Origin of the sequence: Streptomyces sp. 6-11-2, from assembly GCF_006540305.1 — a bacterium.
GTDB lineage: Bacteria > Actinomycetota > Actinomycetes > Streptomycetales > Streptomycetaceae > Streptomyces.
This window is the reverse complement of record NZ_BJOR01000001.1, coordinates 4,848,909-4,874,377: the sequence shown is the minus strand read 5'-3', so window position 1 is coordinate 4,874,377 and position 25,469 is coordinate 4,848,909. Positions and strand designations below refer to the sequence as shown.

At 72.0% G+C, this 25,469-nt stretch carries 25 protein-coding genes; 17 read left to right on the top strand and 8 right to left on the bottom strand.

Annotated elements, in window-relative coordinates:
• Window positions 1-53: 53 nt before the first annotated feature.
• The gene (gene recO, locus TNCT6_RS21385) at window positions 54-800 is read right to left on the bottom strand and encodes a DNA repair protein RecO (RefSeq protein ID WP_172632975.1); all 747 of its coding nucleotides are present in this window, start codon (window positions 798-800) and stop codon (window positions 54-56) included.
• A 166-nt stretch (window positions 801-966) separates the two neighbouring features.
• Between recO and bla the strand changes: the two genes are divergently transcribed.
• Window positions 967-1,869 (top strand): class A beta-lactamase, encoded by a 903-nt coding sequence (gene bla, locus TNCT6_RS21380; protein WP_172633233.1) that lies wholly within the window; start codon window positions 967-969, stop codon window positions 1,867-1,869.
• Between the two features lie 131 nt (window positions 1,870-2,000).
• On the opposite strand, the gene TNCT6_RS21375 is transcribed toward bla, so the two are convergent.
• Window positions 2,001-2,471 carry a protein phosphatase gene (locus TNCT6_RS21375; RefSeq protein ID WP_253266184.1) on the bottom strand — a complete coding sequence of 157 codons (471 nt, stop codon included), beginning with the start codon at window positions 2,469-2,471 and terminating at the stop codon, window positions 2,001-2,003.
• Window positions 2,472-2,762: 291 nt separating this feature from the next.
• Here TNCT6_RS21375 and TNCT6_RS21370 point away from each other — a divergent pair, with 291 nt between their 5' ends.
• Window positions 2,763-3,959 (top strand): GNAT family N-acetyltransferase, encoded by a 1,197-nt coding sequence (locus tag TNCT6_RS21370; RefSeq protein ID WP_253266183.1) that lies wholly within the window; start codon window positions 2,763-2,765, stop codon window positions 3,957-3,959.
• On the opposite strand, the gene TNCT6_RS21365 is transcribed toward TNCT6_RS21370, so the two are convergent.
• The 4 genes from TNCT6_RS21365 to leuA form a co-directional block, all read right to left on the bottom strand.
• Complete coding sequence (locus TNCT6_RS21365; protein ID WP_308789489.1) at window positions 3,949-4,893, bottom strand: FAD-dependent oxidoreductase; 945 nt, start codon at window positions 4,891-4,893, stop codon at window positions 3,949-3,951. The genes TNCT6_RS21370 and TNCT6_RS21365 overlap by 11 nt on opposite strands.
• A 388-nt stretch (window positions 4,894-5,281) precedes the next feature.
• Window positions 5,282-5,590, bottom strand: coding sequence for a hypothetical protein (locus tag TNCT6_RS21360; protein ID WP_141361097.1), 309 nt, complete (start codon window positions 5,588-5,590; stop codon window positions 5,282-5,284).
• Between the two features lie 134 nt (window positions 5,591-5,724).
• Window positions 5,725-6,423, bottom strand: a complete 699-nt coding sequence (locus TNCT6_RS21355) for a TerB family tellurite resistance protein (RefSeq protein ID WP_141361095.1) — start codon at window positions 6,421-6,423, stop codon at window positions 5,725-5,727.
• A gap of 195 nt (window positions 6,424-6,618) precedes the next feature.
• Window positions 6,619-8,340: a 2-isopropylmalate synthase gene (gene leuA / locus TNCT6_RS21350; RefSeq protein WP_141361093.1), complete on the bottom strand. Its 1,722-nt coding sequence runs from the start codon at window positions 8,338-8,340 to the stop codon at window positions 6,619-6,621.
• Window positions 8,341-8,734: 394 nt separating this feature from the next.
• Here leuA and TNCT6_RS21340 point away from each other — a divergent pair, with 394 nt between their 5' ends.
• From TNCT6_RS21340 to TNCT6_RS21305, 8 genes are all read left to right on the top strand, one after another.
• Window positions 8,735-9,835, top strand: a complete 1,101-nt coding sequence (locus TNCT6_RS21340; RefSeq protein ID WP_141361090.1) for a M4 family metallopeptidase — start codon at window positions 8,735-8,737, stop codon at window positions 9,833-9,835.
• A 20-nt stretch (window positions 9,836-9,855) separates the two neighbouring features.
• Window positions 9,856-10,122 carry a protealysin inhibitor emfourin gene (locus TNCT6_RS21335; RefSeq protein WP_141361088.1) on the top strand — a complete coding sequence of 89 codons (267 nt, stop codon included), beginning with the start codon at window positions 9,856-9,858 and terminating at the stop codon, window positions 10,120-10,122.
• A gap of 46 nt (window positions 10,123-10,168) precedes the next feature.
• The gene (locus TNCT6_RS21330; protein WP_141361086.1) at window positions 10,169-11,533 is read left to right on the top strand and encodes a GH1 family beta-glucosidase; all 1,365 of its coding nucleotides are present in this window, start codon (window positions 10,169-10,171) and stop codon (window positions 11,531-11,533) included.
• Window positions 11,534-11,668: 135 nt separating this feature from the next.
• Entirely contained in the window at window positions 11,669-12,760 is a 1,092-nt protein-coding gene (locus TNCT6_RS21325; protein ID WP_141361084.1) for a PhoH family protein, read from the top strand.
• A 12-nt stretch (window positions 12,761-12,772) separates the two neighbouring features.
• Window positions 12,773-13,270, top strand: coding sequence for an rRNA maturation RNase YbeY (ybeY, locus tag TNCT6_RS21320; protein WP_141361081.1), 498 nt, complete (start codon window positions 12,773-12,775; stop codon window positions 13,268-13,270).
• 8 nt (window positions 13,271-13,278) lie between these two features.
• Window positions 13,279-14,589 carry a hemolysin family protein gene (locus TNCT6_RS21315; protein WP_141361079.1) on the top strand — a complete coding sequence of 437 codons (1,311 nt, stop codon included), beginning with the start codon at window positions 13,279-13,281 and terminating at the stop codon, window positions 14,587-14,589.
• The gene (locus tag TNCT6_RS21310; protein ID WP_141361077.1) at window positions 14,586-14,945 is read left to right on the top strand and encodes an MmcQ/YjbR family DNA-binding protein; all 360 of its coding nucleotides are present in this window, start codon (window positions 14,586-14,588) and stop codon (window positions 14,943-14,945) included. The genes TNCT6_RS21315 and TNCT6_RS21310 overlap by 4 nt, the downstream gene beginning before the upstream one ends.
• A gap of 66 nt (window positions 14,946-15,011) precedes the next feature.
• Entirely contained in the window at window positions 15,012-15,374 is a 363-nt protein-coding gene (locus TNCT6_RS21305) for a cytidine deaminase (RefSeq protein ID WP_141361075.1), read from the top strand.
• A 536-nt stretch (window positions 15,375-15,910) separates the two neighbouring features.
• Here the strand turns inward: TNCT6_RS21305 and TNCT6_RS21300 are convergent.
• Entirely contained in the window at window positions 15,911-16,720 is an 810-nt protein-coding gene (locus TNCT6_RS21300; RefSeq protein ID WP_141361073.1) for an SDR family oxidoreductase, read from the bottom strand.
• A 238-nt stretch (window positions 16,721-16,958) separates the two neighbouring features.
• Between TNCT6_RS21300 and TNCT6_RS21295 the strand changes: the two genes are divergently transcribed.
• From TNCT6_RS21295 to TNCT6_RS21280, 4 genes are all read left to right on the top strand, one after another.
• Window positions 16,959-18,383: an aldehyde dehydrogenase family protein gene (locus tag TNCT6_RS21295; protein WP_141361071.1), complete on the top strand. Its 1,425-nt coding sequence runs from the start codon at window positions 16,959-16,961 to the stop codon at window positions 18,381-18,383.
• Window positions 18,380-19,333, top strand: coding sequence for an MBL fold metallo-hydrolase (locus tag TNCT6_RS21290; RefSeq protein WP_216372791.1), 954 nt, complete (start codon window positions 18,380-18,382; stop codon window positions 19,331-19,333). Before TNCT6_RS21295 ends, TNCT6_RS21290 begins: the two co-directional genes overlap by 4 nt.
• A 119-nt stretch (window positions 19,334-19,452) precedes the next feature.
• Window positions 19,453-19,842, top strand: coding sequence for a YidH family protein (locus tag TNCT6_RS21285; protein ID WP_141361069.1), 390 nt, complete (start codon window positions 19,453-19,455; stop codon window positions 19,840-19,842).
• Window positions 19,839-20,159: a DUF202 domain-containing protein gene (locus TNCT6_RS21280; protein ID WP_141361067.1), complete on the top strand. Its 321-nt coding sequence runs from the start codon at window positions 19,839-19,841 to the stop codon at window positions 20,157-20,159. The genes TNCT6_RS21285 and TNCT6_RS21280 overlap by 4 nt, the downstream gene beginning before the upstream one ends.
• Window positions 20,160-20,717: 558 nt before the next feature.
• On the opposite strand, the gene TNCT6_RS21270 is transcribed toward TNCT6_RS21280, so the two are convergent.
• A complete protein-coding gene (locus TNCT6_RS21270; protein WP_172632974.1) occupies window positions 20,718-21,518 on the bottom strand; it encodes an IclR family transcriptional regulator in 801 nt (266 codons plus the stop codon).
• Window positions 21,519-21,746: 228 nt separating this feature from the next.
• Here TNCT6_RS21270 and TNCT6_RS21265 point away from each other — a divergent pair, with 228 nt between their 5' ends.
• The 3 genes from TNCT6_RS21265 (at window position 21,747) to TNCT6_RS21255 (ending at window position 25,461) form a co-directional block, all read left to right on the top strand.
• Window positions 21,747-22,739 (top strand): PDR/VanB family oxidoreductase, encoded by a 993-nt coding sequence (locus tag TNCT6_RS21265; protein WP_141361063.1) that lies wholly within the window; start codon window positions 21,747-21,749, stop codon window positions 22,737-22,739.
• 28 nt (window positions 22,740-22,767) lie between these two features.
• Window positions 22,768-23,973: a cytochrome P450 gene (locus TNCT6_RS21260; protein WP_141361061.1), complete on the top strand. Its 1,206-nt coding sequence runs from the start codon at window positions 22,768-22,770 to the stop codon at window positions 23,971-23,973.
• Window positions 23,974-24,096: 123 nt separating this feature from the next.
• A complete protein-coding gene (locus tag TNCT6_RS21255; RefSeq protein WP_141361059.1) occupies window positions 24,097-25,461 on the top strand; it encodes an MFS transporter in 1,365 nt (454 codons plus the stop codon).
• The last annotated feature ends 8 nt before the right edge of the window (window positions 25,462-25,469 follow it).

The following is a 25,469-nucleotide window of genomic DNA, read 5'->3' as shown; positions in this document are numbered from 1 at the left end:
GCTTCTCGTCTCCCTTGTTTTCGGGCGTACTGACGTACTGCTTGGTGGGCGTACTACTTTTCCACGTACCGAAGTGAGCGCAGCCCGCGCTCCAGGTGCCAGTGCAGGTAGGCGGAGACCAGCCCGCCGCCCTCCCTGACGTACCGCGGCTCGCACGCGTCCGCGGTCTCCCAGTCCCCCGTGAGCAGCGCGCCGAGCAGCGCGAGCGTCTGCGGCGAGGGTACGACGCTGCCGGGCACCCGGCAGTCGGCGCAGACCGAGCCGCCGGAGGCCACCGAGAAGAAGCGGTTCGGACCGGGCATCCCGCACCTGGCGCAGTCGCCGAAGGTGGGCGCGTAGCCGTTGACGGCCAGCGACCGCAGCAGGAAGGCGTCGAGCACGAGGTGCGGGGCGTGCTCGCCCCGGGCGAGGGTGCGCAGGGCGCCCACCAGCAGCAGGTACTGCTGGACGGCCGGCTCGCCCTCGTGGTCGGTGAACCGCTCGGCGGTCTCCAGCATGGCCGTCCCGGCGGTGTAGCGGGCGTAGTCGGTCACGATCCCGCCGCCGTAGGGGGCGATGGTCTCGCTCTGCGTGCACAGCGGCAGCCCCCGCCCCACCAGCTCACTGCCCCGAGCGAAGAACTGCACGTCCACGTGCGAGAACGGCTCGAGCCGGGCCCCGAACTTCGACTTCGTCCGCCGCACCCCCCGTGCCACGGCCCGCACCCGTCCGTGCCCGCGGGTGAGCAACGTGATGATCCGGTCCGCCTCACCCAGCTTCTGGGTGCGCAGCACGATGCCGTCGTCGCGGAACAGACTCATGGGGTCCATTGTCGCTCACGGCGGATGTGGGCGTGGCCGCGCCCGCACCCCGGTCGGGCTCCCGGCGCGGCGCAACCGCGATGTCCCCGGCGGTGTCGGTCACTGTGGAGATCGTCCTGTCCGCACCGACGGATCGTTCCGTCCGCACCGACCGGAGGAGAGCGCCATCCGAGCCCCGAGGAAGTCCGCGCCGACCCGACGTGCCCTGCTGACCACCGCCGCTCTCACCGTGGCGACGGCCGCCGCCACGGCCACGCCCGCGCACGCCCTGCCGGACGACGGCACCACCGCGCGCCTGCGCGCCCTGGAGCAGGGGCACGGCGCCCGGCTGGGCGTGTTCGCCCACAACCCCGCCACCGGCCGGACCGTCCGGTACCGGGCCGACGAGCGCTTCCCGATGTGCTCGGTGTTCAAGACCCTGGCGGCGGCAGCGGTCCTGCGGGACCTGGACCGCCATGGCAAGGTCCTCTCGCGCCGCGTCCACTACACCGAGGCCGACCTGGTGCTGGAAGGCTCCGACCAGACCCGTGCGCACCTGGCCACGGGCATGACCATCGCCGAACTCGCCGACGTCGCCATCCGCTTCAGCGACAACACCGCCGGCAACCTGCTCCTGCGCGAGCTCGGCGGCCCCACCGCCGTCACCCGCTTCGCCCGCTCGCTCGGCGACCCGGTGACCCGCCTGGACCGCTGGGAGCCGGACCTCAACACCGCCGAGCCCTGGCGGCTCACGGACACCACGAGCCCGCGCGCGATCGGCCGCACCTACGCCCGTCTCGTCCTCGGCGACGCGCTGAACCGTGACGACCGCCGGCTGCTGACGCGCTGGCTGCTGAACAACACCACCAGCGCGAACCGCTTCCGCGCGGGCCTGCCGCCGACCTGGACGGTCGCGGACAAGACGGGCTCCGGTGCCCACGGCACCACCAACGACGTGGGTGTCGCGTGGACCAGGTCCGGTTCCCCCGTGGTCCTGGCCGTGCTGTCGACCAAACCGGCCCGGGACGCCCCGTACGACGACGCCCTCGTGGCCCGGACCGCCGCCGCGGTGGCGGAGGCACTGGGATAGGGCACGGCGCTCGGCGCTCAGGGCGCCGCGCCGCGGCTGCGGGCGTCGGCGTACGCCGTCGCGTGAGCCGCTGGGTCAGGGTCGCGATTCCCGGGGAACGCCCGCCGGCGCAGGAGCAGTCACAGCGGCGGTCACAGCGGCGGCGTGAAGCGCCGTACGTACCGCTTCTGCCACGGTGTCTCCACCGCGTGCCGGTCGTAGTGGGTTCTGACGTAGGCGACGGCCTCCTTCGCCGGTACGCCGTCGAGGACCGCCAGGCAGGCCAGGGCCGTGCCGGTGCGGCCGCGGCCGCCGGCGCAGGCGAGTTCGACGCGTTCGGTGGTGGCGCGGGCCCAGGCGTCGGTGAGCACCGAGCGGGCCTCCTCACGGTCCGCCGGGAGGCGGAAGTCGGGCCAGCGCAGCCAGCGGGACGCCCAGGGGGTCGCGGGCGGCTGTCCGCCGAGGAGGTAGACGCCGTACGACGGGGTCTGCGCCGACGGGTCGAGGGCGTGGCGCAGGCCTCTGCCCCGTACCAGCCGTCCGGACGGCAGTCGCAGGACGCCCGGGGTCCGCTCGTCCCACGGCTCCTCGTGTCCGGCGTAGTGCTCGTGCTCCCCGTTCACGGCTCCGGCATCCCCTTCCGACATGTCCGTCGCGGCGCGGCGACTATACAAGCCGGGTGTCCGAAGCCGCCGCCTCCAGGAAGTCGTCCCCGCTCACGGGGCAGACAGCCGGCGGGTGGTCGGCAAGGCCAGGGCAGGGCAGGGCAGGGCACCGAGGATCACCGACCGGGGGACTGCGCAGGCAGGACCCGCACCCGCACCCGCTGTACATCAGACCTTCGATCTGTAGGATCCCCCCACACTCCGACCGGCTGAACGGACCCCATGGACATGGCCGCATGGTCTACCCGGATGGCCCTCCCCGTTGATCTCGCCCAGATCCGAACCCTGTTGGCCGATACGTGTGACGCGGCCGTCGTGCCGTCGCCGGCACTCCTTGCCGAGGCCCTTGAGCGCAGGCTGGTTCGAGTGGCCGAGTCCTCGGGCGAGTTGGTGGGTTGCGTCGCCGCGGAGATGCCTTCCCCGGGACACGTGCGCCTGTCGGTGATCGCGGTCCGGGCCGGGATGCGCCGGAACGGCGTGGCATCACAGCTCCTGGCCGAGATGCTGCGGCAGGTTCCGCAAAGGTCCGGCGAACCGCCACTGGTCTCCGCCGTGGCGAACACCGGGCAGCCGACGGTGACGCGCCTCTTACTGGCCTGCGGCTTCATAGGAACTCGGGTCATGCACACCAGCGGTACGGATGACGCGCTTCCCATCCACTTCCAGCACACAACGCGCGTCGAATACATCGATCCGGATGCGCGGCATCTCGTTCACACAAGCGCCCGTGAACAGCTCATGGAATCCTTGGCACCCGCCGACCACGCCGTAACGGCCCTGGTCACCCTGTCCGGTGCGCCCGCATTCGAAATCGCACGCTTTGAGCGGGACGACCCGGCGACCCTGCAGTCCGGGGAAGCCGCGGCGGGCATAGCCTTCTCCGGTTCCATTCTCGCCGCTGTGACGTTCCTCCTGGGCTTCGCCTTTGCATCGAAACGATTCCCTGACGATGTCCGTCTGCTGCTCATCGGAGCAACCTTCAGCACCGTGCTCTCTCTGATCGTGTACGCGAGCGCCTCCGGTGAACTGGCCCGAATACGCTCGAACTCGTTCGGCAAGATCATGAAGTGGGGGAACGTGCTGTCCGAGTACGGCGGCGTGTTACCTTTCGTGATCTCACTTCCCGTCACTTACGCCCAAGTCAGCAGCAATCCATGGACCGCCATGGTCCTGGCCGTCGTGCTGAGCGCCGCGATCGCCTGGTACGAGCATTCCGAGTTTTCCATCGCTTTCCGATTTCGCCGGAGCCGAAGCGAAATCGCTTTGATGGTGTTCACCGCTGTCTCGCCGGTACTCGGTGCGGCGCTCGTGACAACGAAGACCACCAGCTGGCCGTGGACCGCCGCCCTGGGCGCCGCGCTGGCGATGCGGACCTGGTTGTACCTCTTCCGCAGAGGCTCGGAGCAGGGAATCACGGAGCGCCGGCAGTGGCAGATCAGGGAATGAGTCCGGTCGCCCCGCGGATCCGCTCGGCGACCTCACGGGCGCACCCCCACGACAGGGTCAGTCCAGCTCCGCCATGACCGTAGTTGTGCAGGAGCAGTGTGCCCTCATGGGGCGCCCCCTCGAGTCGCACCTCCTCCCGCGCCGGCCGCAGCCCGACCCGGTGCTCGAGTACGCGGGCACCCGCGAGGGACGGTTCGACCGCGACGCAGCGCTGGACGATCTCCCGAGCCGCGGCCTCGTCGGGGCGCAGGTCCCAGTTCCCGGACACCGCAGTCCCCCCGAGGACCACGGCGTCGGAGTGCGGGTAAATGTAGGTGAGCTCGTCGGCCCCCGGGGTGTCGTCGCAGAAGAACGACCGAATACCCGGGTTCTCGACCACCACCAGTTGGCCGCGCACCGCCTCGACCGAGGGGTCCGCCGCGAGCGAACGGGCTCCCGCGCCCGAGCAGTTGACGACCACCGGCGCTTCGCGCACCGCTTCTTCGAGCGTGTGGTAACGGCGACGGCGGAGGTGACCGCCGGCCCGCTCGAGCCGGCGGGCCAGGTAGCGCAGATATCGGGGCATGTCGACGACGGGGGCACGATAACGCCACCCGGACAGGAAACCCGGGCGGAGTTCACCGGGTTCACAGACGCGGGCTTCGACCAGGCTGCCCCACTCCGGCATCCCGCGGGAAATCCGGGACTCATGAGTTCCTTCCACCTGTCGGATCCCCGTCTCCGCATCGGCGCTCAACGTGTTCAGCACCGACAGGGTCACGCGGCTCCACCGGTCGACCAGGTGAGCGGGCTCCACCAGGTACGGATCCCACATCGCGCCCGCGGCTGCCGAGGTCGTCTCGCCCGGGGACCGATCCGTGTCCACCCGTACGTCCATTCCGGACTCCGCCAGACACACCGCTGTGGTGAGTCCCACGACTCCGGCACCGATCACCACCACGCCGGCCGACAATGCACACCTCCGTGTGGTTGTTCTCCTCGCCCCCGCCCGGGCAGCGTCCCTGCGTCGCACCTGTTCGAACCACCGTACGCTCCACGTCTGCCACGACGTCTCCGCGGTGTGCCCGGCGTGGCGACAACACCCTTCCCCGCCCCGTGACCGGCCGCGGCCTGCCCGGCTCACGTGGACAAGGCACTCGTGCGCAGAGCGGTGCGTAGGCGGCGCGGGTGGCCGGTGAGGAGGCACAGCAGAGCCTGGCGGCGGGCGAGCCGCCTGACCTGGACGCTGTCGGGGCCGAAGACGCGGTGAGCGCCGCCCGAGCTCCGGACGCGGTGTCGTCACCGGCCTCACGCACCCCCAACTGCTCCGCCAGTTCGGCGAGTCAGGACGTGAGCCGGCCGCTGCTCTCCGCCGCGATCCAGGCGACCACGGGCCAGCCCTCCTCGATGCGGCGCCGGGCGTACGCGGCGGCGGGCTGGGTCTTGCCGACGCCGCGGGCCCCGGTGACAGCGTGGACGACGGTCAGCCCGTTCCCCTCGGCGACGCGGGCGAGGTCCGCCACCAGGTCCTCTCGGGACTGGAAGCCGACAGGCTCGCGGGGCAGGTCGCCCATGCGAACGGGGAGGCGGGCGGACGCCGCGGGCGAGGCTCCGTGCACGGTGACCGTCGCGTGCCGCATCTCCAGTCGCACGTCGGTCCGGGGGTGCCTGGGCCCCGTCGCATCGGTCGGGGACGGGCCGGTCCGAGTCCCGGAGACGCGGGGTGCCCACCACGCGCCCCATGTGCCGCCCACGGGAGAGGCCGGGTCCAGCCGGGCAGCGGGTGCTACGAAGGTGTGCGCGCCGCCGTCAGCAGCCGGGTCACCTCGTCCGTGCAGATGGTCAGGGCCGCGCCGACGGTGCTGAGGGTGTCGTGTTCGGCGGGGGTGTAGGGGCCGTCGGCCAGGGCGATGCGGGCGGCCTGGAGGAGGATCGACTCCCGGCCCGCGGGGGCCAGGTGTGGGGCGAGCGGGTCGAGGGCCTCGTGCAGCTCTATGGCCAGGCCCGCGCCGCACGGCTGGTCGTCGTAGGCGCGCCCGGTGTCCGCGGCCAGCGCCTCGACCAGGGCGGCCAGTTGCTCCTCGGTGCAGTCGGCCAGGCCGGCCGCGCGGACGGTGGCCGCGGCGGTCTCCAGGGCCGTACGGGAGCCGGTTCCGCCCGCGGACAGCACCGCCAGGGCGACCGTGTGCACGGCGTCGCGGAGCATCGCGGAGAAGCGGGTGGTCGTCGGATGGTCCAGGACGTCCGTGCCGAAGTGGCCGCCGCAGGCGGCGCACTCGACGACCGGCCCGGCCGTGCCTCGCGGCAGCAGCGGCACGCCGAGGACGGTGAAGCGCCGACGCCCGCTCAGCCGCTGGTAGTTGCGATCCCCGCCGCAGCCGGGGCAGAAGAACTCGCCGTCGCCGACCGGCGTCCACGCGGTACGGGTGCCCAGCAGCCGGGCAAGCCTGGTGACACGGCCGTTTCGTCCCCGTACTGGCAGCACGTCCCACCTCCGTAACGGCACGGCAACATCGCCGCACTGGCGTGATGTTAGCCACATTGTCGAGGTGTCGTCAGTACCCCGGAGGAGACCTTTCCGTGACCTGCGGCGGAGACTGGCCGATACTCGTCGGGCGCACGACGGGGCCCCGGCCGCCTCAGCAGGCGGCCGGGGCCCCGAAAGCGCCGGTCAGAGCGGTCAGCGCGCCGCGCGGTTGACGGCCGAGACGACCGCCTTCAGCGACGCACGTGTCGTGTTCGCGTCGATGCCGATCCCCCACAGGACCTTGTCGTCGATCGCGCACTCGATGTACGAGGCGGCCTGGGCGGAGGCGCCCTCGCTCATCGTGTGCTCCTGGTAGTCCAGCAGGCGTACGTCGACGCCGATGGAGTGCAGGGCGTCGAAGAAGGCCGAGATCGGACCGTTGCCGGAGCCGGTGAGAACGGTGTCCTCGCCGTCGACGGTGGCCTCGACGGTGAGCGTGTCGACCCCGTCGGTGTCCGTCGTCGACTGGCCGGTCCTGACCTGGATGCGGCCCCAGGGGTTCTCCGGAATCGGCAGGTACTCGTCCTGGAAGGCCGCCCAGATCTCCTTCGGCGTGACCTCGCCGCCATCGGCGTCCGTCTTCGCCTGGATGATCTTCGAGAACTCGATCTGCATCCGGCGCGGCAGGTCCAGCTTGTGGTCGTTCTTCAGGACGTAGGCGACACCGCCCTTGCCGGACTGCGAGTTGACGCGGATGACGGCCTCGTAGGAGCGGCCGACGTCCTTGGGGTCGATGGGCAGGTACGGCACCGCCCACTCGATGTCGTCGACCGTGACGCCCTTGGCCTTCGCGTCGGCCTCCATGGCGTCGAAGCCCTTCTTGATGGCGTCCTGGTGGGAGCCGGAGAAGGACGTGTAGACCAGGTCGCCCACGTACGGGTGGCGCGGGTGGACCTCCATCTGGTTGCAGTACTCCCACGTACGGCGGATCTCGTCGATGTCGGAGAAGTCGATCTGCGGGTCGACGCCCTGCGAGAACAGGTTCACGCCCAGGGTGACCAGGTCGACGTTGCCGGTGCGCTCGCCCTGCCCGAACAGGCAGCCCTCGACGCGGTCGGCGCCGGCCATCAGCGCCAGTTCGGCGGCGGCGACGGCCGTACCGCGGTCGTTGTGCGGGTGGACGGACAGGCAGACGTACTCGCGGCGGGACAGGTTGCGGTGCATCCACTCGAAGCGGTCCGCATGCGTCGACGGCGTCGAACGCTCCACCGTGGCGGGCAGGTTGAGGATGATCTCGCGGCCCGGGCCCGGCTGGTACACGTCCATCACCGCCTCGCAGACCTCCAGGGCGAAGTCCAGCTCGGTGTCGGTGAAGATCTCGGGGCTGTACTGGTAGCCGAACTCCGTTTCCGGGCCCAGCAGTTTCTCGGCGTACTCCATCACCAGGCGGGTGCCGTCGACGGCGATCTGCTTGATGTCGTCCCTGGAGCCGCGGAAGACGACCCGGCGGAAGACCGGGGCGGTGGCGTTGTAGAGGTGGACGGTGGCGCGCCGGGCGCCCTTCAGGGACTCCACGGTCCGCTCGATCAGGTCCTCACGGGCCTGGGTCAGCACGGAGATGGTGACGTCCTCGGGGATCGCGCCCTCTTCCTCGATGATCGAGCGCACGAAGTCGAAGTCGGTCTGGCCCGAGGCCGGGAAGCCGACCTCGATCTCCTTGTAGCCCATCTTGACCAGCTGGTCGAACATCCGGCGCTTGCGCTCGGGCGACATCGGGTCGATCAGGGCCTGGTTGCCGTCGCGCAGGTCGGTGGAGAGCCAGCGGGGAGCGGCGGTGATCCGGCGGCCGGGCCAGGTGCGGTCGGGGATGTCGACCTGCTCGTAGCGGCCGTACTTGTGGATCGGCATGGAACTGGGCTGCTGGCGGTTGACCATGTTTGCGTGGGCTCCTCGAAAATTCCGCGGGTCCGCGGGTGCCGGTGAACGGCCGACGGCGCAACGCCGAACTCCGCGGGGAGGGGGTCGGCCTCGACTACAGGCCCTCGCCGCGGCAGCTAAGGAGAAGCAGCCCGAAACGCATGATGCTGCGCAGCCTAGCCGAGCCGCGCCGGATGCGCGGGCCCGTCCCAGTATGCGAAACCGAAGGGGCAAACAGGGCAAAAAGTGCGCGATGTCACCGGCGCCGCCTCCCGGCCACGCCCGGCCACCTGCCACTCCGTCACGGACACCTATCACTCCGTGACGGAAGCGCGGACCCCTTGCCCTGATATTTCACCAATCATGGTTGCGGATGGTGACAGCGCGACAACACAGTGCAAGTGTGCCTGGTATGCCGACCACGACGACCACGACGACCACGCCGACCAACGGGGGCTTCGAGCCCGTCTTCTGCACCATCGTGCCGCCGCACGTCCTGGACCGCCTCGCCCGCAACGACGACCCCGCGCTCTCCGGACCCGCCCGCCGGACCCTGGAGCGCGACGCCTTCGAGCGCACCCGGCGGCGGCTGACCACCGTCATCGGCGCACCCGCCGTCGCCGCGCCCGCGGGCAAGCGGGACGGGCAGCCGCACCGCACCGTCTACGACGCCCGGCACGGCACCGACCTGCCCGGGAGGAAGGTGCGCGGCGAGGGCGAGGAGCCCGGCGGGGACGCCACGGTCAACCGCGCCTACGCCGGCCTCGGCGCCACCTTCGAGCTGTACCGCACGGCCTACCGGCGCGACTCGATCGACGGCAGCGGCCTGCCGCTGGACGCCAGCGTGCACTACGACGAGAAGTACAACAACGCCTTCTGGAACGGCGAGCAGATGGTGTTCGGCGACGGCGACGGCGAGATCTTCCTGGACTTCACCATCCCGGTCGACGTCATCGGCCACGAGCTGACCCACGGCGTCACCCAGCACACCGCCAACCTGGCCTACTTCGGGCAGTCCGGCGCGCTCAACGAGTCGCTCTCCGACGTCTTCGGCTCGCTGATCAAGCAGTACACGCTCGGCCAGACCGCCAGCGAGGCCGACTGGCTGATCGGCGCCGGGCTGCTGGCCCCGGGCGTCAGCGGCACCGCGCTGCGCTCCATGAAGGCACCCGGCACGGCGTACGACGACGACGTGCTCGGCAAGGACCCGCAGCCGGCCACGATGGACCACTACGTCCACACGGGCAGCGACAACGGCGGCGTGCACATCAACTCCGGCATTCCCAACCACGCCTTCTACCTGGTCGCCACCGCGCTCGGCGGCCACGCCTGGGAGAAGGCGGGGCAGCTCTGGTACGACGTGCTGACCGGCGGCGAGCTGCACGAGGACGCGCAGTTCACGGACTTCGCCACGCTCACCGTGCGGGCCGCGCGGGAGCGGTACGGCACCGACGGCGGCGAACTCGAGGCCGTGCGGAAGGCCTGGGAGCAGGTGGGGGTGCGGACGCTGTAGTTCCGTACTAGACACGGACCATGCGGATTCGAGTGAGGCGCACAGGAGGGTTCGCGGGCATCGAGCGCCGCGCCGAGGTGGACGTCTCGGGGCGGTCCGACGCCCCGCAGTGGAGGGACCTGGCCGAACGGGCGCTGGCCGCCGGCAAGGCCGCGCCGCCGGCCGGGGTGCCCGACGGCTTCAGCTACGAGATCACCGTGGACGGCCGGACGGTGTACGCGGCCGATCCCCGGCTGACCGGGGAGCAGCGCGAGCTCATCTCCCGCGTGCTCAAGGAGGGGGCGTGAGGTCCTTTTACCGCCCGGGCGTTGACTTCCGTTACCTACGGTAAGGATGATCCCGCCCATGGTGACGAACCCGATACCCCGGTTCCCGGCCGGCTTCCTGTGGGGCGTGTCGACCTCGGCCCACCAGATCGAGGGGGCGGCCGACCGGCGCGAGCCGTCCGTGTGGGACGCGTTCTCGGCCGAGCCGGGACGGGTCAAGGACGGCTCGACGGCGGCGGTGGCCTGCGACCACTACCACCGCCACCGCGAGGACGTGGCGCTGCTGGCCGGCCTCGGCGTGGACGCGTACCGCTTCTCCGTCTCCTGGCCCCGGGTGAACTCCCCCGGCGGCCTGGACTTCTACGACCGGCTGGTCGACGAGCTGTGCGCGGCCGGCGTCCGTCCGGTCCCGACCCTCTTCCACTGGGACCTGCCGGCCCGCCTCGACTGGCTGGAGCGGGACACGGCCGCGCGGTTCGCCGACCATGTGTCGGTGGTCGCCGAGCGCCTGGGCGACCGCGTGACGAAATGGATCACGCTCAACGAGCCCGCCGAGCACACCCTGCTCGGCCATGCCCTCGGCGTGCACGCACCGGGGAAGCGGCTGCTGTTCGACGCGCTCCCGGCCGCCCACCACCAACTGCTCGCCCACGGCCTGGCGGTCCGCGCGCTGCGCGCGGCCGGGGCCGCGGACATCGGCATCGCCAACTCGCACAGTCCCGTCCGGCCGGCGTCCGGGGAGCAGGCGGACGTCGAGGCGGCCGGCTTCTACGACCTGCTGCTGCACCGCCTGTTCGCCGACCCGCTGCTGCTCGGCCGGTACCCCGAGGGGCTGGGCGAGCTGATGCCGGGCACCCCCGCGGACGTCGACTCGGATCTGAAGGTCATCGCGGAGCCCCTGGACTGGTACGGCGTCAACTATTACGCCCCGACGCGGGTGGGCGCTCCGAGCGGCGAGGAGATCGAGTTCGGCGGTCTCACCCTGCCCGCCGAACTGCCCTTCTCGGTACGGGAGATCGAGGGCCACCCCGTCACGGACTTCGGCTGGCCCGTGGTCCCGGAGGGGCTGACCGAGCTGCTGACCGGCCTGCGCGACCGCTACGGCGACCGGCTCCCGCCCGTCGTCATCACAGAGAACGGGTGCTCCTACGAGGGCCTCGACGACCAGGACCGCATCGCCTACCTGGACGGCCACATCCGCGCCCTGCACCGGGCCCTGGAGTCGGGCGTGGACGTGCGCGGCTACTTCGTGTGGTCGCTGCTGGACAACTGGGAGTGGGCGGAAGGCCTCGCCCGCCGGTTCGGCCTGGTGCACGTCGACTACGAGACCCTGGAGCGCACCCCGAAGGCGTCCTACCGCTGGTTCCGGGACCTGCTGCGGGCCCAGCGGGGGGCCGGGACGGAGGCCGGCGCGTCCCCCGTGCCGGACTGATCCCGCCCCTGGGTCGCCGCGGTCGCCGAAAAGCCCTACGGCGTTGTCACTCCCCCGTCGTACCCTGGAAGCGCGAGGCCGCCGTCACTTGTGCGGCCGTGACGAGGAGGAACCGCAGGCCTTCAGCGCCGGCCCATGACTCAGACACCCGCAGCCAAGACCCCCGCGCAGGGGCAGGCCAGAGCACAGTTCACCGTCCCCGCCCAGCACCCCATGGTGACCGTGCTGGGGTCCGGCGACTCTCTCCTGCGCGTGATCGAGAAGGCCTTCCCGGGGGCCGACATCCATGTCCGGGGCAACGAGATCAGCGCGGTCGGCGACCCGGCGGACGTCGCCCTGGTCCAGCGCGTGTTCGACGAGATGATGCTGGTGCTCCGCACCGGGCAGCCGATGACGGAGGACGCAGTGGAACGCTCCATCGCCATGCTCAAGGCGAGCGAGAACGGCGAGAGCGACGGCCACGAGACCCCCGCCGAGGTCCTCACGCAGAACATCCTGTCGTCGCGCGGCCGCACGATCCGCCCCAAGACGCTCAACCAGAAGCGGTACGTCGACGCGATCGACAAGCACACGGTCGTCTTCGGCATCGGCCCCGCCGGCACCGGAAAGACCTACCTGGCCATGGCCAAGGCGGTGCAGGCGCTTCAGTCCAAGCAGGTCAACCGCATCATCCTGACCCGCCCGGCGGTCGAGGCCGGCGAGCGCCTGGGCTTCCTGCCCGGCACGCTCTACGAGAAGATCGACCCGTACCTGCGCCCGCTGTACGACGCGCTGCACGACATGCTCGACCCGGACTCCATCCCGCGTCTGATGGCGGCGGGGACGATCGAGGTCGCGCCGCTCGCCTACATGCGCGGCCGCACCCTCAACGACGCCTTCATCATCCTGGACGAGGCCCAGAACACCAGCCCCGAGCAGATGAAGATGTTCCTCACCCGGCTCGGCTTCGACTCGAAGATCGTCATCACGGGTGACGTCACCCAGGTGGACCTGCCCAACGGCCAGAAGTCCGGACTGCGGCAGGTGCAGGAGATCCTGGAGGGCGTCGAGGACGTCCACTTCTCCCGGCTGTCGTCGCACGACGTCGTACGGCACAAGCTCGTGGGCCGTATCGTCGACGCGTACGAGAAGTACGACAGCAGTCACGGCACCGAGAACGGCGCGCCGAGGACCGGCGGCCACGGCAGGGCCGGGCACGCGCACGGACACGGGCACAAGGGGAAGTAGACCAGCACCACCATGTCGATCGACGTCAACAACGAGTCGGGAACCGAGGTCGACGAGCGGGCGATCCTCGACATCGCCCGCTACGCACTCACCCGCATGCGCATCCACCCGCTCTCCGAGCTCTCGGTGATCGTCGTGGACGCCGACGCCATGGAGCAGCTGCACGTCCAGTGGATGGACCTGCCGGGGCCCACGGACGTCATGTCCTTCCCGATGGACGAGCTGCGGCCGCCCTCCAAGGACGACGAAGAGCCCCCGCAGGGCCTCCTCGGCGACATCGTGCTCTGTCCCGAGGTCGCCGCGAAGCAGGGTGCCGAGGCTCCGACGCAGCACTCCATGGACGAGGAGCTCCAGCTGCTCACCGTCCACGGCGTGCTGCACCTGCTCGGCTACGACCACGAGGAGCCGGACGAGAAGGCCGAGATGTTCGGTCTGCAGGCAGCGATCGTGGACGGCTGGCGCGCCGAGCAGGGCCTGCACGGCCCGTCCCCGGCGCCCACCGTCTCGTAAGCCCGCCCATGAACCCTCAGATCGTCGTCGGCGCGATCGCGCTCGTCGTCGTCGCCTGGCTCGCCGCCTGCGCGGAGGCGGGCCTAGCGCGGGTGTCCAGCTTCCGTGCCGAGGGGGCCGTGAAGTCGGGCCGCCGCGGCAGCGCCAAGCTGGCCCAGGTCGCCGCCGACCCGACCCGCTACCTCAACCTGGCGCTGCTGGTCCGCGTGACCTGCGAGATGGCGGCGGCCGCCCTGGTCACCTACGCGTGCCTGGAGGCGTTCTCCGGCACGGCCCAGGCGCTGGTCGTCGCCATCGCGGTCATGGTGCTCGTCTCGTACGTGGCCGTCGGGGTCTCCCCGCGCACCATCGGCCGCCAGCACCCGCTGAACACGGCGACCGCCGCGGCGTACGTGCTGGTGCCGCTCGCGCGGGTGCTGGGCCCGCTCCCGTCGCTGCTGATCCTCATCGGCAACGCGCTGACCCCCGGCAAGGGGTTCCGGCGCGGCCCGTTCGCCTCCGAGGCGGAGCTGCGCGCCCTGGTCGACCTGGCCGAGCAGGAGTCGCTCATCGAGGACGAGGAGCGGCGCATGGTGCACTCGGTCTTCGAACTGGGCGACACCCTCGTGCGCGAGGTCATGGTGCCGCGCACCGACCTGGTGGTGATCGAGCGGTACAAGACCATCCGCCAGGCCCTCACGCTGGCGCTGCGCTCCGGCTTCTCGCGGATCCCGGTCACCGGCGAGAGCGAGGACGACATCGTCGGGATCGTCTATCTGAAGGACCTGGCCCGCAAGACGCACATCAACCGGGACGCCGAGAGCGAGCTGGTGTCGACGGCGATGCGTCCGGCCGTCTTCGTGCCGGACACGAAGAACGCCGACGACCTGCTGCGCGAGATGCAGAAGGAACGCAACCACGTCGCCGTCGTCATCGACGAGTACGGCGGCACGGCCGGCATCGTCACCATCGAGGACATCCTCGAGGAGATCGTCGGCGAGATCACCGACGAGTACGACCGCGAGCTGCCGCCGGTGGAGCCGCTCGGCGACGACCGCTACCGCGTCACCGCGCGCCTGGACATCACGGACCTGGGCGAGCTGTACGGCCTGGAGGAGTACGACGACGAGGACGTGGAGACGGTCGGCGGGCTGCTCGCCAAGGCCCTGGGCCGGGTTCCCATCGCGGGCGCGTCGTCGGTCGTGGAACTGCCCGACGGCCGGGAGCTGCGGCTGACCGCGGAGGCCGCGGCCGGCCGCCGGAACAAGATCGTGACCGTGCTCGCGGAGCCGGTGGGCCCGGCGGCCCCCACCGGGGACGGGGAGGGGAAGCCGGAATGAGCCCGGAGGAGCTGCGCGCCCTCTGCCTGTCGTTCAACGCGGTGGTGGAGGACTTCCCCTTCAATCCGGAGACCTCGGTCTTCAAGGTCCAGGGCAAGTTGTTCGCGCTGTCGGCCCTGGACTCCCGGCCGCTGAAGGTCAACCTCAAGTGCGACCCGGAGGACGCGATCCGGCTGCGCGCCGAGCACGAGGGCCTGATCGTCCCCGGATGGCACATGCACAAGCGCCACTGGAACACGGTCACGGTCGACGCCGGGCTCCCGGACCGCCTGGTCCGCGAGCTCGTCGAGGACTCCTACGACCTGGTCGTGGCGGGGCTGCCGCGCGCGGACCGGCTCCGTCTCGACCGGGCCTGAGCACCCGGACTCCGCGGCCGCCGGGGTGATCTCGGCGGCCGCCGGGGCGGCTCTTATGCTCGGGGCATGACCGAGACCAACGCGCTTGATCCCGAGGACCTCAAGATCGTCACCCTGGCCCGTTCGGCCCGGGCCCGCAACGGTGTGCCGGAGGGCGCGGCCGTACGGGACGAGACGGGGCGTACGTATGTCGCCGGGTCGGTGCACCTCGCCTCCCTGAAGCTGAGCGCCCTCCGGACGGCGGTGGCGATGGCCGTCGCGTCCGGGGCGACGTCCCTGGAGGCCGCGGCGGTGGTCAGCGAGGCGGAGGAGATCGCCCCGGAGGACCGGGCCGCCGTACGGGACCTGGGCGGCACCGCCACACCGGTCCTGCTGGCCGGCCCGGACGGCACCGTACGGCTCACCCTGCCGGCGGGCGAGGACGGCTGAGGTCCGACGGACGGGGCCCGGTGAGGGGGGCCTGCCGGCCGGAGCCTGGTGACGGGGGCCTGACACCCAGGCCTCGGTAACGCACGCCTGACACTCGGGACTTGGTGACGGACGCCTGACGGCAAGGTCCTGTCGGCCGGAGTGCCTGCCGCGAAGCCCCGTCGTCCGCCCGGAGGGCGGGCCCCGGGACGTCCGCCGAGCCCCGGGCACCGCAAGCAGGCGGGCAGGCGGGCTTTCGCAACCGGCCCCGGCCCGGGACGGTTCGGGGCGGAGGGGCCACGGCGGCGGTGCCCTGCGGCACGCGGCGCACGCATGCGGCTACGACACGGGACGCGGGCGTGCCGCTGCGACACGCTGCGCGAGGCGGGCCGGACGTAGCCGCGACGGCCGCGAGGCCGCCGCGCCCCGAGTCGTCGTGCGGCGCACCGGCATGACGCCGCGGCCCGTGGCCGCGAGGCCGCCGGCCGGCCACCAGGTCACCGCTCCCCGGCCGGCGGGCCGGCCGAGCCGCGCCGCGAGCGGTCGTGCGACGTGGGTCAGCCGGTGCCGGCCTCGGAGGCCTCCTGGACGGTGCGGTAGGCCGTCAGGCCGCCGTCGACGCGGATGTCGGTGCCGTTGATCCAGGCCGCGGAGTCGCTCAGCAGGAAGGCCACGACGCGGGCGATGTCCGCCGGCTCCCCGAACCGACCGAGCAGGGCGCCGGCTCCCTCGACCTTGGCGACGCCGTGGTCCCGCTTGAAGTCGTCGAGGATCGGCGTGGCCACGGGCCCCGGGCTGACGGAGGTCACCCGGACCCTGCGGGACAGGTACTCGGCCGCGAGGTGTTCGGTGAGGTACCGCACGCACTCCTTGGAGAAGCGGTACGAGTTGCCGGTGACGCCCTCGTCGCGGGCCACGGCGTCGAGCGCCGCCTCGGTGTCGCGGGCGAGGGCGAAGGCCCGTACGGCGGTCAGGTTCCGCTCCCAGGCGGTGGCCACGGCCGAGGAGAGGTTGACGACGCAGCCTCCCTCCCTGATCGCCGGTACCAGCGCGGCGGTCAGTTCCCGCAGGCCGAAGACGTTGACGCCGAGCACCGTCCGCCAGGGCGCCGTACCGGGCACCCCGGCGATGTTGGCGAGTCCCGTGAGCCCGTCCGGGGCGGCGGCCAGCACGCTCCGCGCGGCCTCGTGCGCGCCGGCGGGCGTGGACAGGTCGGCCCGGACGAAGGTCCCCGCGAAGGACTCGGGCACCGACCGGTCGATTCCGACGACGGGCAGCCCCCTGTCGACGAGCAGGCGGCCGGCCGCCGCTCCGATACCGGAGGCGACCCCGGTCACGACCACGGGCAACTGCGTGTTGTTCGTCATGGCTCTCACTCGTTCGTCGGCGGAATGCGGGGATACCAGGGGCGCGGGCCGAGCCTGCGGGGGAAGCGGCATCATTGACAAGCTCACTTTCCACCCTGTGGAAAACTCCGCGGCGCCAAGGGTGCGGCGGCCACCGTCCGGCAGTCCGCTTTCCACTGAGTGGATGACCTGCTTGTCCACGGCGTGACGTGCGGGGATCGTGTGATCCCGACCCCCGCCGCCGACCAGGAGCACGCAGATGGCCCAAGAGACGTACGCCGTACACGACCCGGCCACGCTGGAGCCGGTCGGCCGGGCCCCGGTGCACGGCGAGGACGAGGTACGGCAGGCGGTCGCCGTCGCGCGGGCCGCCGCTCCGGCGTGGGCCGCGGACCGCTCGGCCCGGCAGGCCGCCCTGCACGCCTGCGCGGAACTCGTCCGCGCCCACGAGGACGAACTCGGACGGCTGCTGTCCCTGGAGCAGGGCAAGGTTCTGGCCGAGGCCGTCGGCGAGTTCCGCGTGGGCGCCGGGCTGCTGGACCACTACGCCGCACTCGCCTGGGACGAGGTGGAGAGGCTGCCCGACCGGGCCGACCGCACCGTCGAGGTGCACCACCGGCCGGTGGGCCTGGTCGGCACCATCACGCCGTGGAACTTCCCCATCTCCCTGCTGTGCGTGAAGCTCGCCCCCGCCCTGACCGCCGGGTGCACCGTCATCGCCAAGCCCTCGGCCACGACACCGCTGTCCACCATGGCCCTGGTCGACCTCATGAACCGGGTCCTGCCCGCCGGTGTGCTGCAGTACCGCACCAGTCCCGGCCGCGCGGTCAACGTGGCGCTGAGCACCCTGCGCGGCGTACGGAAGATCTCCTTCACCGGGTCGACGGAGGTCGGCACCGCCGTGGCCGCCCAGGCGGCCGCCACGGTCAAGCGCGTCACCCTGGAACTCGGCGGGAACGACCCCGCGATCGTCCTGCCGGACGCGGACGTCCAGACGACCGCGTCCGGCATCGTCGGCTCGGCCTTCCGCAACGCGGGACAGGTGTGCATGGCCGTCAAGCGGGTCTTCGTACCGCGTGGTCTGAGGGACGAACTGGTCGAGGCCATGGCCGAGGCCGTCGCCCGGCACCGGCTCGGGCACGGGGTGGCCACCGGGTCGACCATGGGCCCGATGCACTCGGCCGCCCAGCACGGCGTCGTCCGTGGCCTGGTCGACGGCGCCGTCGCCGCCGGGGCGCGGGTCGCGGCGGGCGGCGGCCGCGGCTGCGACCTGCCCGGTCACTTCCTCGAACCGACGATCGTCACGGACGCCGAGGTCGGCATGGACCTCGTCGACGCCGAGCAGTTCGGCAACGCCCTGCCGGTCGTGGCCTACGACGACCTCCGGACGACGATCGACGGTCTGAACGCGCAGGACTTCGGTCTCGGCGCCTCGGTGTGGTCGCCCGACCTGGACCGTGCCCACGAGGTGGCGGCGGGCATCGAGGCCGGCACGGTCTGGATCAACCAGCACACCCAGGTGGAACCGGACGCTCCGTTCGGCGGCTGGAAGGCCTCCGGCCTCGGACGTGAGCGCGGCCGCTGGGGGCTGGAGGAGTACCTCGAACCCAGGACCGTCAACGCCCGTCCCCACACCCCGACACCGCACGAGGCGGCCCCCGTACCGGAAGGACAGCGCCGGTGACCGACACCACGTCCGCACAGCGCGGCATGGACCTCATCACGCTCGGCGTCGCCGCCGGGCCCGCCATCCGAGGCCCCGAGCACGGCATCGCCAGCGCGGTCGTCGTCGACGACGCCTTCTACCTGGTCGACTTCGGCATCGGCTGCACCCGCGCCGCGAACGAGGCCGGCCTGCGGGGGCACCGTTTCCGGGCGGGGTTCATCACGCACCTGCACTCCGACCACGTGATCGAGCTCCCGGGGTTCCTGCTGTGGAACTGGGGGCGCCCGGTGCACGGCTTCTCCACCCCGGTCCACATCGTCGGCCCCGGCCCCGACCCGGAGGACGGCACCCGGCACCTCGCCGGCACGGACCGCCTCGTGGCCTCCGCCCTGGACGCGTTCTCCTACGACATCGCCATCCGGGTGGGCGACGAGGACCGGCCGCCGCTGGCGGACCTGGTGCGCGCCTCGGAGGTGGCCGCCCCGGCCAGGGGTTCCGCGGCCGCCGGTGAGCCGTTCGAGGTCTACGCCGACGAGCGGATCACGGTGACCGCCGTCCTGGTGGACCACCCGCCGGTGCACCCGGCTCTCGCCTACCGGATCGACTCCGCCTACGGATCGATCACCTTCTCCGGTGACACGGCCGAGTCGGCGAACCTCGCCCGGCTGGCGGAGGGCACCGACGTCCTCGTCCACGAGGCCGTCAACCTCGACTTCTACCGCAGCCGTGGCTTCTCCCCCGCCTTCCTGGCCCACCAGGAGAACTCGCACACCCCGCCGGCCGGGGCCGGCCGGGTCGCCAAGGCCGCCGGGGCGCGGCGCCTGGTGCTGTCCCACTTCGCGGGGCCGGCGGACGCCGAGTACTGGCGCACCGAGGCCGCGTCGACGTACGACGGCCCGATCGACGTCGCCACGAGCGGCGCGCGGTTCTCCGTCGCCACGGGCCCGGTGGTCCGCGCGGGGAGCTGAGCGGACGGCGCGTCCGGCGGCCCCCGCACTCGGCCGCGTACGGGCGTGTACGCGGGTGTGGACGGGTGCCGACGGCCCACAGGTGCAGAACGGCTCGGGAAGGAAGCGGGAAGAGCGGGATGGTCACGGGCAACGACCGGGGACGCGAGGAAGAAGACGGCGGCGATGGCGGGGAGAGGGAGCCGGACTACCGGTTCACGCTCGCCAACGAGCGCACCTTCCTCGCCTGGATCCGTACCGGTGTCAGCCTGCTGGCGGCGGCGGTGGCGGTACGGCAGCTCGTACCGGCCTTCGCGATCCCGCACGCGCGAGAACTCCTGGCGGTCGTGTGCGCGCTGCTGGCCGTCGTGATCACGGGCGGGGCCTATCCGCACTGGCGGCGCGTCCAACGCGCGATCCGCCGTGACGCGCCACTGCCCGGTTCCTGGCTGCTGCCCGTGCTGGCCGTCGTGATCACGGCGATCGCGTCGTTCACCACGGTGCTGGTCTGGGCCGGCGGGCCCGCGTGACGCGGGCCGCGCCCGTCCGCGCCGGCGGCCGGGACCCGGGACTGCAACCCGAGCGCACCCGCCTCGCCTGGCGGCGGACGACCATGTCCCAGGCGGTGGGTGCGCTGCTGCTCGTGCACACGGCGGCGAGCGGCTCCTCACCGCTGGGCTGGGCGGCCGCGGTCTGCGCGGCGACGGCCGCGGCCGTGACCTTCCTCGTCGGCGGTACGCGTCGGGAGACCGCGCCTCCGCCGCCGACGGCAATGGCCCTGACCGCGGCGTCGACGGCCGCCACGGTCCTGATCAGCCTGCCCTTGCTGCTGACCGGCGGGGCGTGAGCCGCGGGCTCCACCACCGGCTTCCCGCCCTGCCGCACCTGCCGCACCTGCCGCACCTGCCGCACCTGCCGCACCTGGCACGATGCCTCGCGTCATGAGGTCCCCACCACGATCGCCAGCCGCGCACGACACCCGCCGCGCGCCCGCCCCGTGAACTCCCATGCCCGCGAACCCCCGCCTCGTGAACGCCCGTACCCGCATGCGCCCGTACCCGCGAACCCCCGCCTCGTGAACGCCCGCCCCACGCAAACGCGCGCGCCACGCGAACCCCGTCCCACGCACGCCCGCCCGCGCGAAGCCCCGTCCCGCGAACCCGCGAACGCCCGCCCCGTGGAACTCCCCTACCCGCATGCGCCCGTACCCGCATGCGCCCGCCCAGCGCGAACCCCCGTCCAGCGCCCGCCCGTCCCATGCGACACCCCGCCCGCGAACGGCCCCGCCCTGTGATCGTCCGCACTCGCATGCGCCCGTCCCCGCATGCGCCCATGCCCGCGAACCCCCGCCTGGCGGCGTCCGGCCACAGGGCACCGGGCGTCGGCACCATCCAGCCGTGTCGCTCTACGCGGCCAGGCGGCCCGCCTCTCGTGCGATGCTCCGCGCGGCGATCTGCAGGACCGGCACGATCCCGGCGGGGCGGGGGCGCGTTCCGACGGTGACGACACCGAGGGCCGCGATGACACCGCCGTCGGCGGCGGTGACCGGCACCGCGATCCCGTGCGCCCCCTCGACCGCCTCCTCCAGCGTCATGGCGTACCCCTTGCGCCGGACCTGTTCGAGTTCGCGGCGCAGCCGGGTCGGGTCGATCACGGTGTGCGGGGTGAGCCGCTGCGGGTTGGCCAGAGCGGCCCGCGCGAGTTCCGGCGGCCCGTAGGCGAGGAACGCCTTCCCCCCGGCACTGGCGTGCAGGGCCAGGCGGTCGCCCACCCGGTGCAGGGCCGGTCCCGGCTGGGTTCCGGAGATCCGTTCGAGCAGCAGGGCGTGGGCGCCGTCGAGGACGAAGAGGTTGACCACGTGCTTGGTCAGGAAGAGCACGTCGTGCATGTACGGCGCGGCCAGTTCGGCGAGGCCGTGGTGGCTCTCGGAGAGCAGTCCCAGGGACCACAGCTTGTGGCCGATGCGGTACCGGCCGCCGGTCCGCAGCAGGCCGCCCCACTCGACGAGCTCACGGACGAGCCGGTGGCAGGTGGCCACCGGCAGCCCGCTGCGGCGGGAGATGTCGCTCAAGGACAGCTCGTAGTGCTCGGAGTCAAAAGTGTCCAGGATCCTCAGCGCACGGGCGGCGACGGACTTCGGGGCAGCCCCGGCGGGCCCGGCCGGCAGCGCCTCCCGCCCGGTGGGCCGCTTGTCCTGAGAGCTCATGAAACCGCACATTACGACCCGTGGGAGGCGAAGGAAAGCCCTCGGGAAATTCCAGGAAGCCGCAGGTAGCGGCGCCCGTGAGCAGGGACACGTCGACCATGGGGTCGATGCCGGTTTCTACTGAGTGGAAAGCCCCGGGGAAAGGCGCTCCGCGCTACCTAACATTCCGGCACCGGTGCGACACGGTTCGCCCGGCCTCCGAGGACCACGTGAGAAAGCAGGCTTCAGATGGGCGGACTCAGTGCGCGCGCGGACCGCCGCGGCGTCGTACCCCGCACCCGCGAGGTGATCGCGGAACGCGTGGACCGGGTCGCCGACGGTGTCGTCTCGCTGGTCCTCGTGACCCCGGACGGGTCGCCCTTCCAGCCGTGGGAGCCGGGGGCCCACATCGACGTCCACCTGGGCGGCCAGTACGTACGGCAGTACTCGCTGTGCTCCTCCCCGAAGGACCTGTCACACCTGCGTGTCGCCGTCCTCGACGTCCCCGGCTCGCGGGGCGGCTCCCGCTGGATCCACCGGAACGTACGCCCCGGCGACACGCTGGAGATCTCCGAGCCGCGCAACAACTTCCCGGTCAGGGACTCCCGGAAGTACCTCTTCCTGGCCGGCGGCATCGGCATCACCCCGATCATCCCGATGATCGAGCGGGCCGCGGAGGCGGGCAGGGACTGGCGCCTGGTCTACGGCGGACGGTCACGCGCCGGCATGGCCTTCGCCGAGCGGCTCGTCGACGAGTACGGCGACCGGGTCGACATCGTCGCCGAGGACGAGCGCGGCCGCATGGACCTGGCGGGCGTGCTGGCCATGCCCCGGGCCCACATGCTGGTGTACGCCTGCGGGCCGGGCGGGATGCTGAGCGCGGTCGAGGAACTGTGCATGGGGTGGCCGCCCGGCTCGCTGCACACCGAGCGGTTCGCGGCCACCGCGCTGGGCCCCGGGTCCGTGGCCGAACCGTTCGAGGTCGAACTCGCGCGCAGCGGGAAGACCGTGTCGGTACCCACCGACCGCACGATCCTGGAAGCGGTCGAGGACGTCGGCGTCCGCGTGCTGTCCTCCTGCCGGCAGGGCCTGTGCGGCACCTGCGAGACCCCCGTCGTCTCGGGCGAGCCGGAGCACCGCGACGCCGTGCTCACCCAGGACGACCAGGACACCGGCGCGACCATGATGATCTGCGTCTCCCGTGCGGCGGCGGGCTGCGGCCGACTCGTCCTCGACCTGTGACAGACCGGCATCAAAAGAGGTTCTCTTCATGACCATCGCACCTGCCGAGGGCGTCGTCACGCTCCCGGACGACCCCTTCTCCCCCGCGAACATCGCGGAGCCCTACCCGATGCTGACGCGGCTGCGCGAGGCGGGCCCGGTGACCTGGCTGGAGAAGTGCGGCGCGTACGCCGTCGCCGGCTTCGAGGAGGTCTACGAGGTCCTCACCGACTTCGAGACGTACTGCTCCTCCGGCGGTCTCGGCCCGCGCGACATCCGCCAGGACGCGGGATGGCGCCCGCCGAGCATCCTGGAGTCCGACCCCCCGATCCACACGGTCATGCGTCGCGCGCTGACCGGCGTCATCAACCCGGCGACGGTACGGCCGTTGCGGGAACGCTTCACCGGACCGGCCGAGGAGATCGCCGACGAACTCGTCGCCCGCCGCGAGTTCGACGTGGTCAAGGACCTGGCGGAGAAGTACCCGCTGCGGGTCTTCCCCGACGCGGTGGGCATCCCCCAGGAGGGCCGGGAGAACCTGCTGCCCTACGGCAACATGGTCTTCAACGCGTTCGGCCCCCAGAACGAGATCTTCGACCTGGCCTTCGCCCACGCCGACGAGCACAGCGCCGCGATCCTGCGCAACTGCGCCCGGGAGAACCTCGACGACACCGGCTTCGGCGCACGCGTCTGGGACCGTGTGCGGGACGGTCTGATCACCGCCGAGCAGGCCGCCCTGCTGGTGCGGGCCCTGCTGTCCGCGGGCGTCGACACCACGGTCTTCGGGATCGGCAACACCCTCGCCTGCCTGGCGCGCACACCCCGGGCCTGGGCGGCACTGCGCGAGGACCCGTCCCTCGCCAAGTTCGCCGTGGACGAGGCGCTGCGCCTTGAGTCCCCGTTCCAGAAGTTCCACCGGACGACCACGGCGCCCGGCGTGCTGGGCGGCGTCCGCATCCCGGCGGGCGCCAAGGTGCTGCTCTTCATCGGCGCCGCCAACCGCGACCCGCGCAAGTGGGGCGCGAACGCCGACACGTACGACCTGGACCGGCAGGCGTCCGGCCACGTCGCGTTCGGGATGGGGCTCCACCAGTGTGTCGGGCAGCCCATCGCCCGACTCGAGATCGAGCTCGTGCTCAAAGCTCTGGCCGCCCGCGTCGACACGATCGAACTCGCCGGCGAGCCGGTCCCGCTGACCCACAACGTCCTGCGCGGATTCGCCTCCCTGCCCGTACGGGTCACGCCGCGGTCCTGATCACCGCGCCGTCCCCTCTTCTCTTCACGCGTTCCAGGAGCCGTCGGCGGCCCGCCGGCGGCTCCGTCCTCCCTCTTCGCTCCCAGCGGTCCGTTCGCGACCGTCTCCGCTCCGGAGGCTTCCATGACGCAACACCTCGCCACCCCGCCATCGGTCCCACCGGTTCCGGACCCGGCGGATCCCCGCCGCTGGACCCCCGGGAAGCGCACCTCCTACGGCTGGCTGATGGCCGTCCTGCTGCTGGTCCTCATGATGATCAGCTGGGCGGACAAGGCCATCCTCGGCATCGTCGCCGTACCGGTGATGCGGGATCTGCACATCACCCCCGAACAGTTCGGTCTGCTCGGCAGCGCGGTGTTCTTCCTGTTCGGTGTCGCCCAGCTGGTCGCCGCGCCCATCGCCAACCGTGTGAAGTCGAAGTGGATCCTGCTCACCCTGTGCCTCATCTGGGCCGTCTCCCAGGTGCCGGTCTTCGTCTTCGCGTCGCTGCCCGCGCTGTGGTTCAGCCGCGTGCTGCTGGGCGCGGGCGAGGGTCCGCTGGCGCCGATCATGATGCACGCCGTCTACCAGTGGTTTCCGAAGAAGAAGGGCGCCACGCCCGCGGCTCTCGCCTCCTCCGGCGTGACGCTCGGCATCGTCTGCTTCGCGCCGGTGCTGTCCTGGATCGCGGCCGACTTCGGCTGGCGGGCGACCTTCGTCTTCCTGGGCTTCATCGGCGTGGTCTGGGCGGTGCTGTGGCTGGTGCTGGGGAAGGAGGGACCCTACACGTCGGAGCGGGCCGAGCACGAGATCGAGGGGACGGCGCCGCCCGTCGCTCCGGGCTCGGGCGCCACCGTCGCGCAGCCCGTGAGGTACCTGCGCTCCTTCCTCACCCCGTCGTGGATCCTCGCCGTGCTGTGCTCCTTCCTCGGCTACTGGACCTTCGCCCTGGCCACGTCGTGGCTGCCCACGTACTACGAGAAGGTCATGGGGTACGGCACCCAGCAGGCCGGTTCGATGATCGTCCTCCCCGCCCTCTGGGGTGCCGTCGCCACGGTCGGGCTCAGCTGGATCACCCAGGTCCTCGACGGCCGCGGTGTCCCGACCCGGGTCTCACGGGGGACCGTCCTCTCCTGCGCCACCGTCTTCAGCGGTCTCACCCTGCTCCTCGGTGCCCTCGTCTCCGACGACACGGTGCGCATCGTCGCCTTCACCTTCGGGTTCGGCACCGCACCGGCCCTGTTCGCGGTGACCTACCTGGTCGCGGCCGAGATGACCACGGTCGGACAGCGCGGCGCCGTCCTCCAGGTGACCAACGCCCTGCTCAGCACCGGTGGCCTGTTCGCTCCGGCCGTCACCGGATTCCTGGTCGGCTCGGCGGCGACGACCACGCTGGGCTTCACCCACGCCTTCCTGCTCACCGCGCTGCTGCTGGTGGTCGTGGGCGCCCTCTCCACGGTCCTCATCAACCAGCAGCGGGACCGCGCCCGGCTGGGCCTCGTCGACTGAGGACGCGT

What these genes read in the sequence shown, in the direction of transcription:
- TNCT6_RS21330 (WP_141361086.1), top strand. Translation starts at nt 10,169, where the DNA reads ATGATCCCGCCCATGGTGACGAACCCGATACCCCGGTTCCCGGCCGGC.
- TNCT6_RS21260 (WP_141361061.1), top strand. Translation starts at nt 22,768, where the DNA reads ATGACCATCGCACCTGCCGAGGGCGTCGTCACGCTCCCGGACGACCCC.
- TNCT6_RS21310 (WP_141361077.1), top strand. Translation starts at nt 14,586, where the DNA reads ATGAGCCCGGAGGAGCTGCGCGCCCTCTGCCTGTCGTTCAACGCGGTG.
- TNCT6_RS21335 (WP_141361088.1), top strand. Translation starts at nt 9,856, where the DNA reads ATGCGGATTCGAGTGAGGCGCACAGGAGGGTTCGCGGGCATCGAGCGC.
- TNCT6_RS21300 (WP_141361073.1), bottom strand. Translation starts at nt 16,720, where the DNA reads ATGACGAACAACACGCAGTTGCCCGTGGTCGTGACCGGGGTCGCCTCC.
- TNCT6_RS21325 (WP_141361084.1), top strand. Translation starts at nt 11,669, where the DNA reads ATGACTCAGACACCCGCAGCCAAGACCCCCGCGCAGGGGCAGGCCAGA.
- ybeY (WP_141361081.1), top strand. Translation starts at nt 12,773, where the DNA reads ATGTCGATCGACGTCAACAACGAGTCGGGAACCGAGGTCGACGAGCGG.
- TNCT6_RS21370 (WP_253266183.1), top strand. Translation starts at nt 2,763, where the DNA reads ATGGCCCTCCCCGTTGATCTCGCCCAGATCCGAACCCTGTTGGCCGAT.
- TNCT6_RS21315 (WP_141361079.1), top strand. Translation starts at nt 13,279, where the DNA reads ATGAACCCTCAGATCGTCGTCGGCGCGATCGCGCTCGTCGTCGTCGCC.
- TNCT6_RS21285 (WP_141361069.1), top strand. Translation starts at nt 19,453, where the DNA reads ATGGTCACGGGCAACGACCGGGGACGCGAGGAAGAAGACGGCGGCGAT.
- recO (WP_172632975.1), bottom strand. Translation starts at nt 800, where the DNA reads ATGAGTCTGTTCCGCGACGACGGCATCGTGCTGCGCACCCAGAAGCTG.
- TNCT6_RS21270 (WP_172632974.1), bottom strand. Translation starts at nt 21,518, where the DNA reads ATGAGCTCTCAGGACAAGCGGCCCACCGGGCGGGAGGCGCTGCCGGCC.
- TNCT6_RS21295 (WP_141361071.1), top strand. Translation starts at nt 16,959, where the DNA reads ATGGCCCAAGAGACGTACGCCGTACACGACCCGGCCACGCTGGAGCCG.
- leuA (WP_141361093.1), bottom strand. Translation starts at nt 8,340, where the DNA reads ATGGTCAACCGCCAGCAGCCCAGTTCCATGCCGATCCACAAGTACGGC.
- TNCT6_RS21255 (WP_141361059.1), top strand. Translation starts at nt 24,097, where the DNA reads ATGACGCAACACCTCGCCACCCCGCCATCGGTCCCACCGGTTCCGGAC.
- TNCT6_RS21340 (WP_141361090.1), top strand. Translation starts at nt 8,735, where the DNA reads ATGCCGACCACGACGACCACGACGACCACGCCGACCAACGGGGGCTTC.
- TNCT6_RS21305 (WP_141361075.1), top strand. Translation starts at nt 15,012, where the DNA reads ATGACCGAGACCAACGCGCTTGATCCCGAGGACCTCAAGATCGTCACC.
- TNCT6_RS21265 (WP_141361063.1), top strand. Translation starts at nt 21,747, where the DNA reads ATGGGCGGACTCAGTGCGCGCGCGGACCGCCGCGGCGTCGTACCCCGC.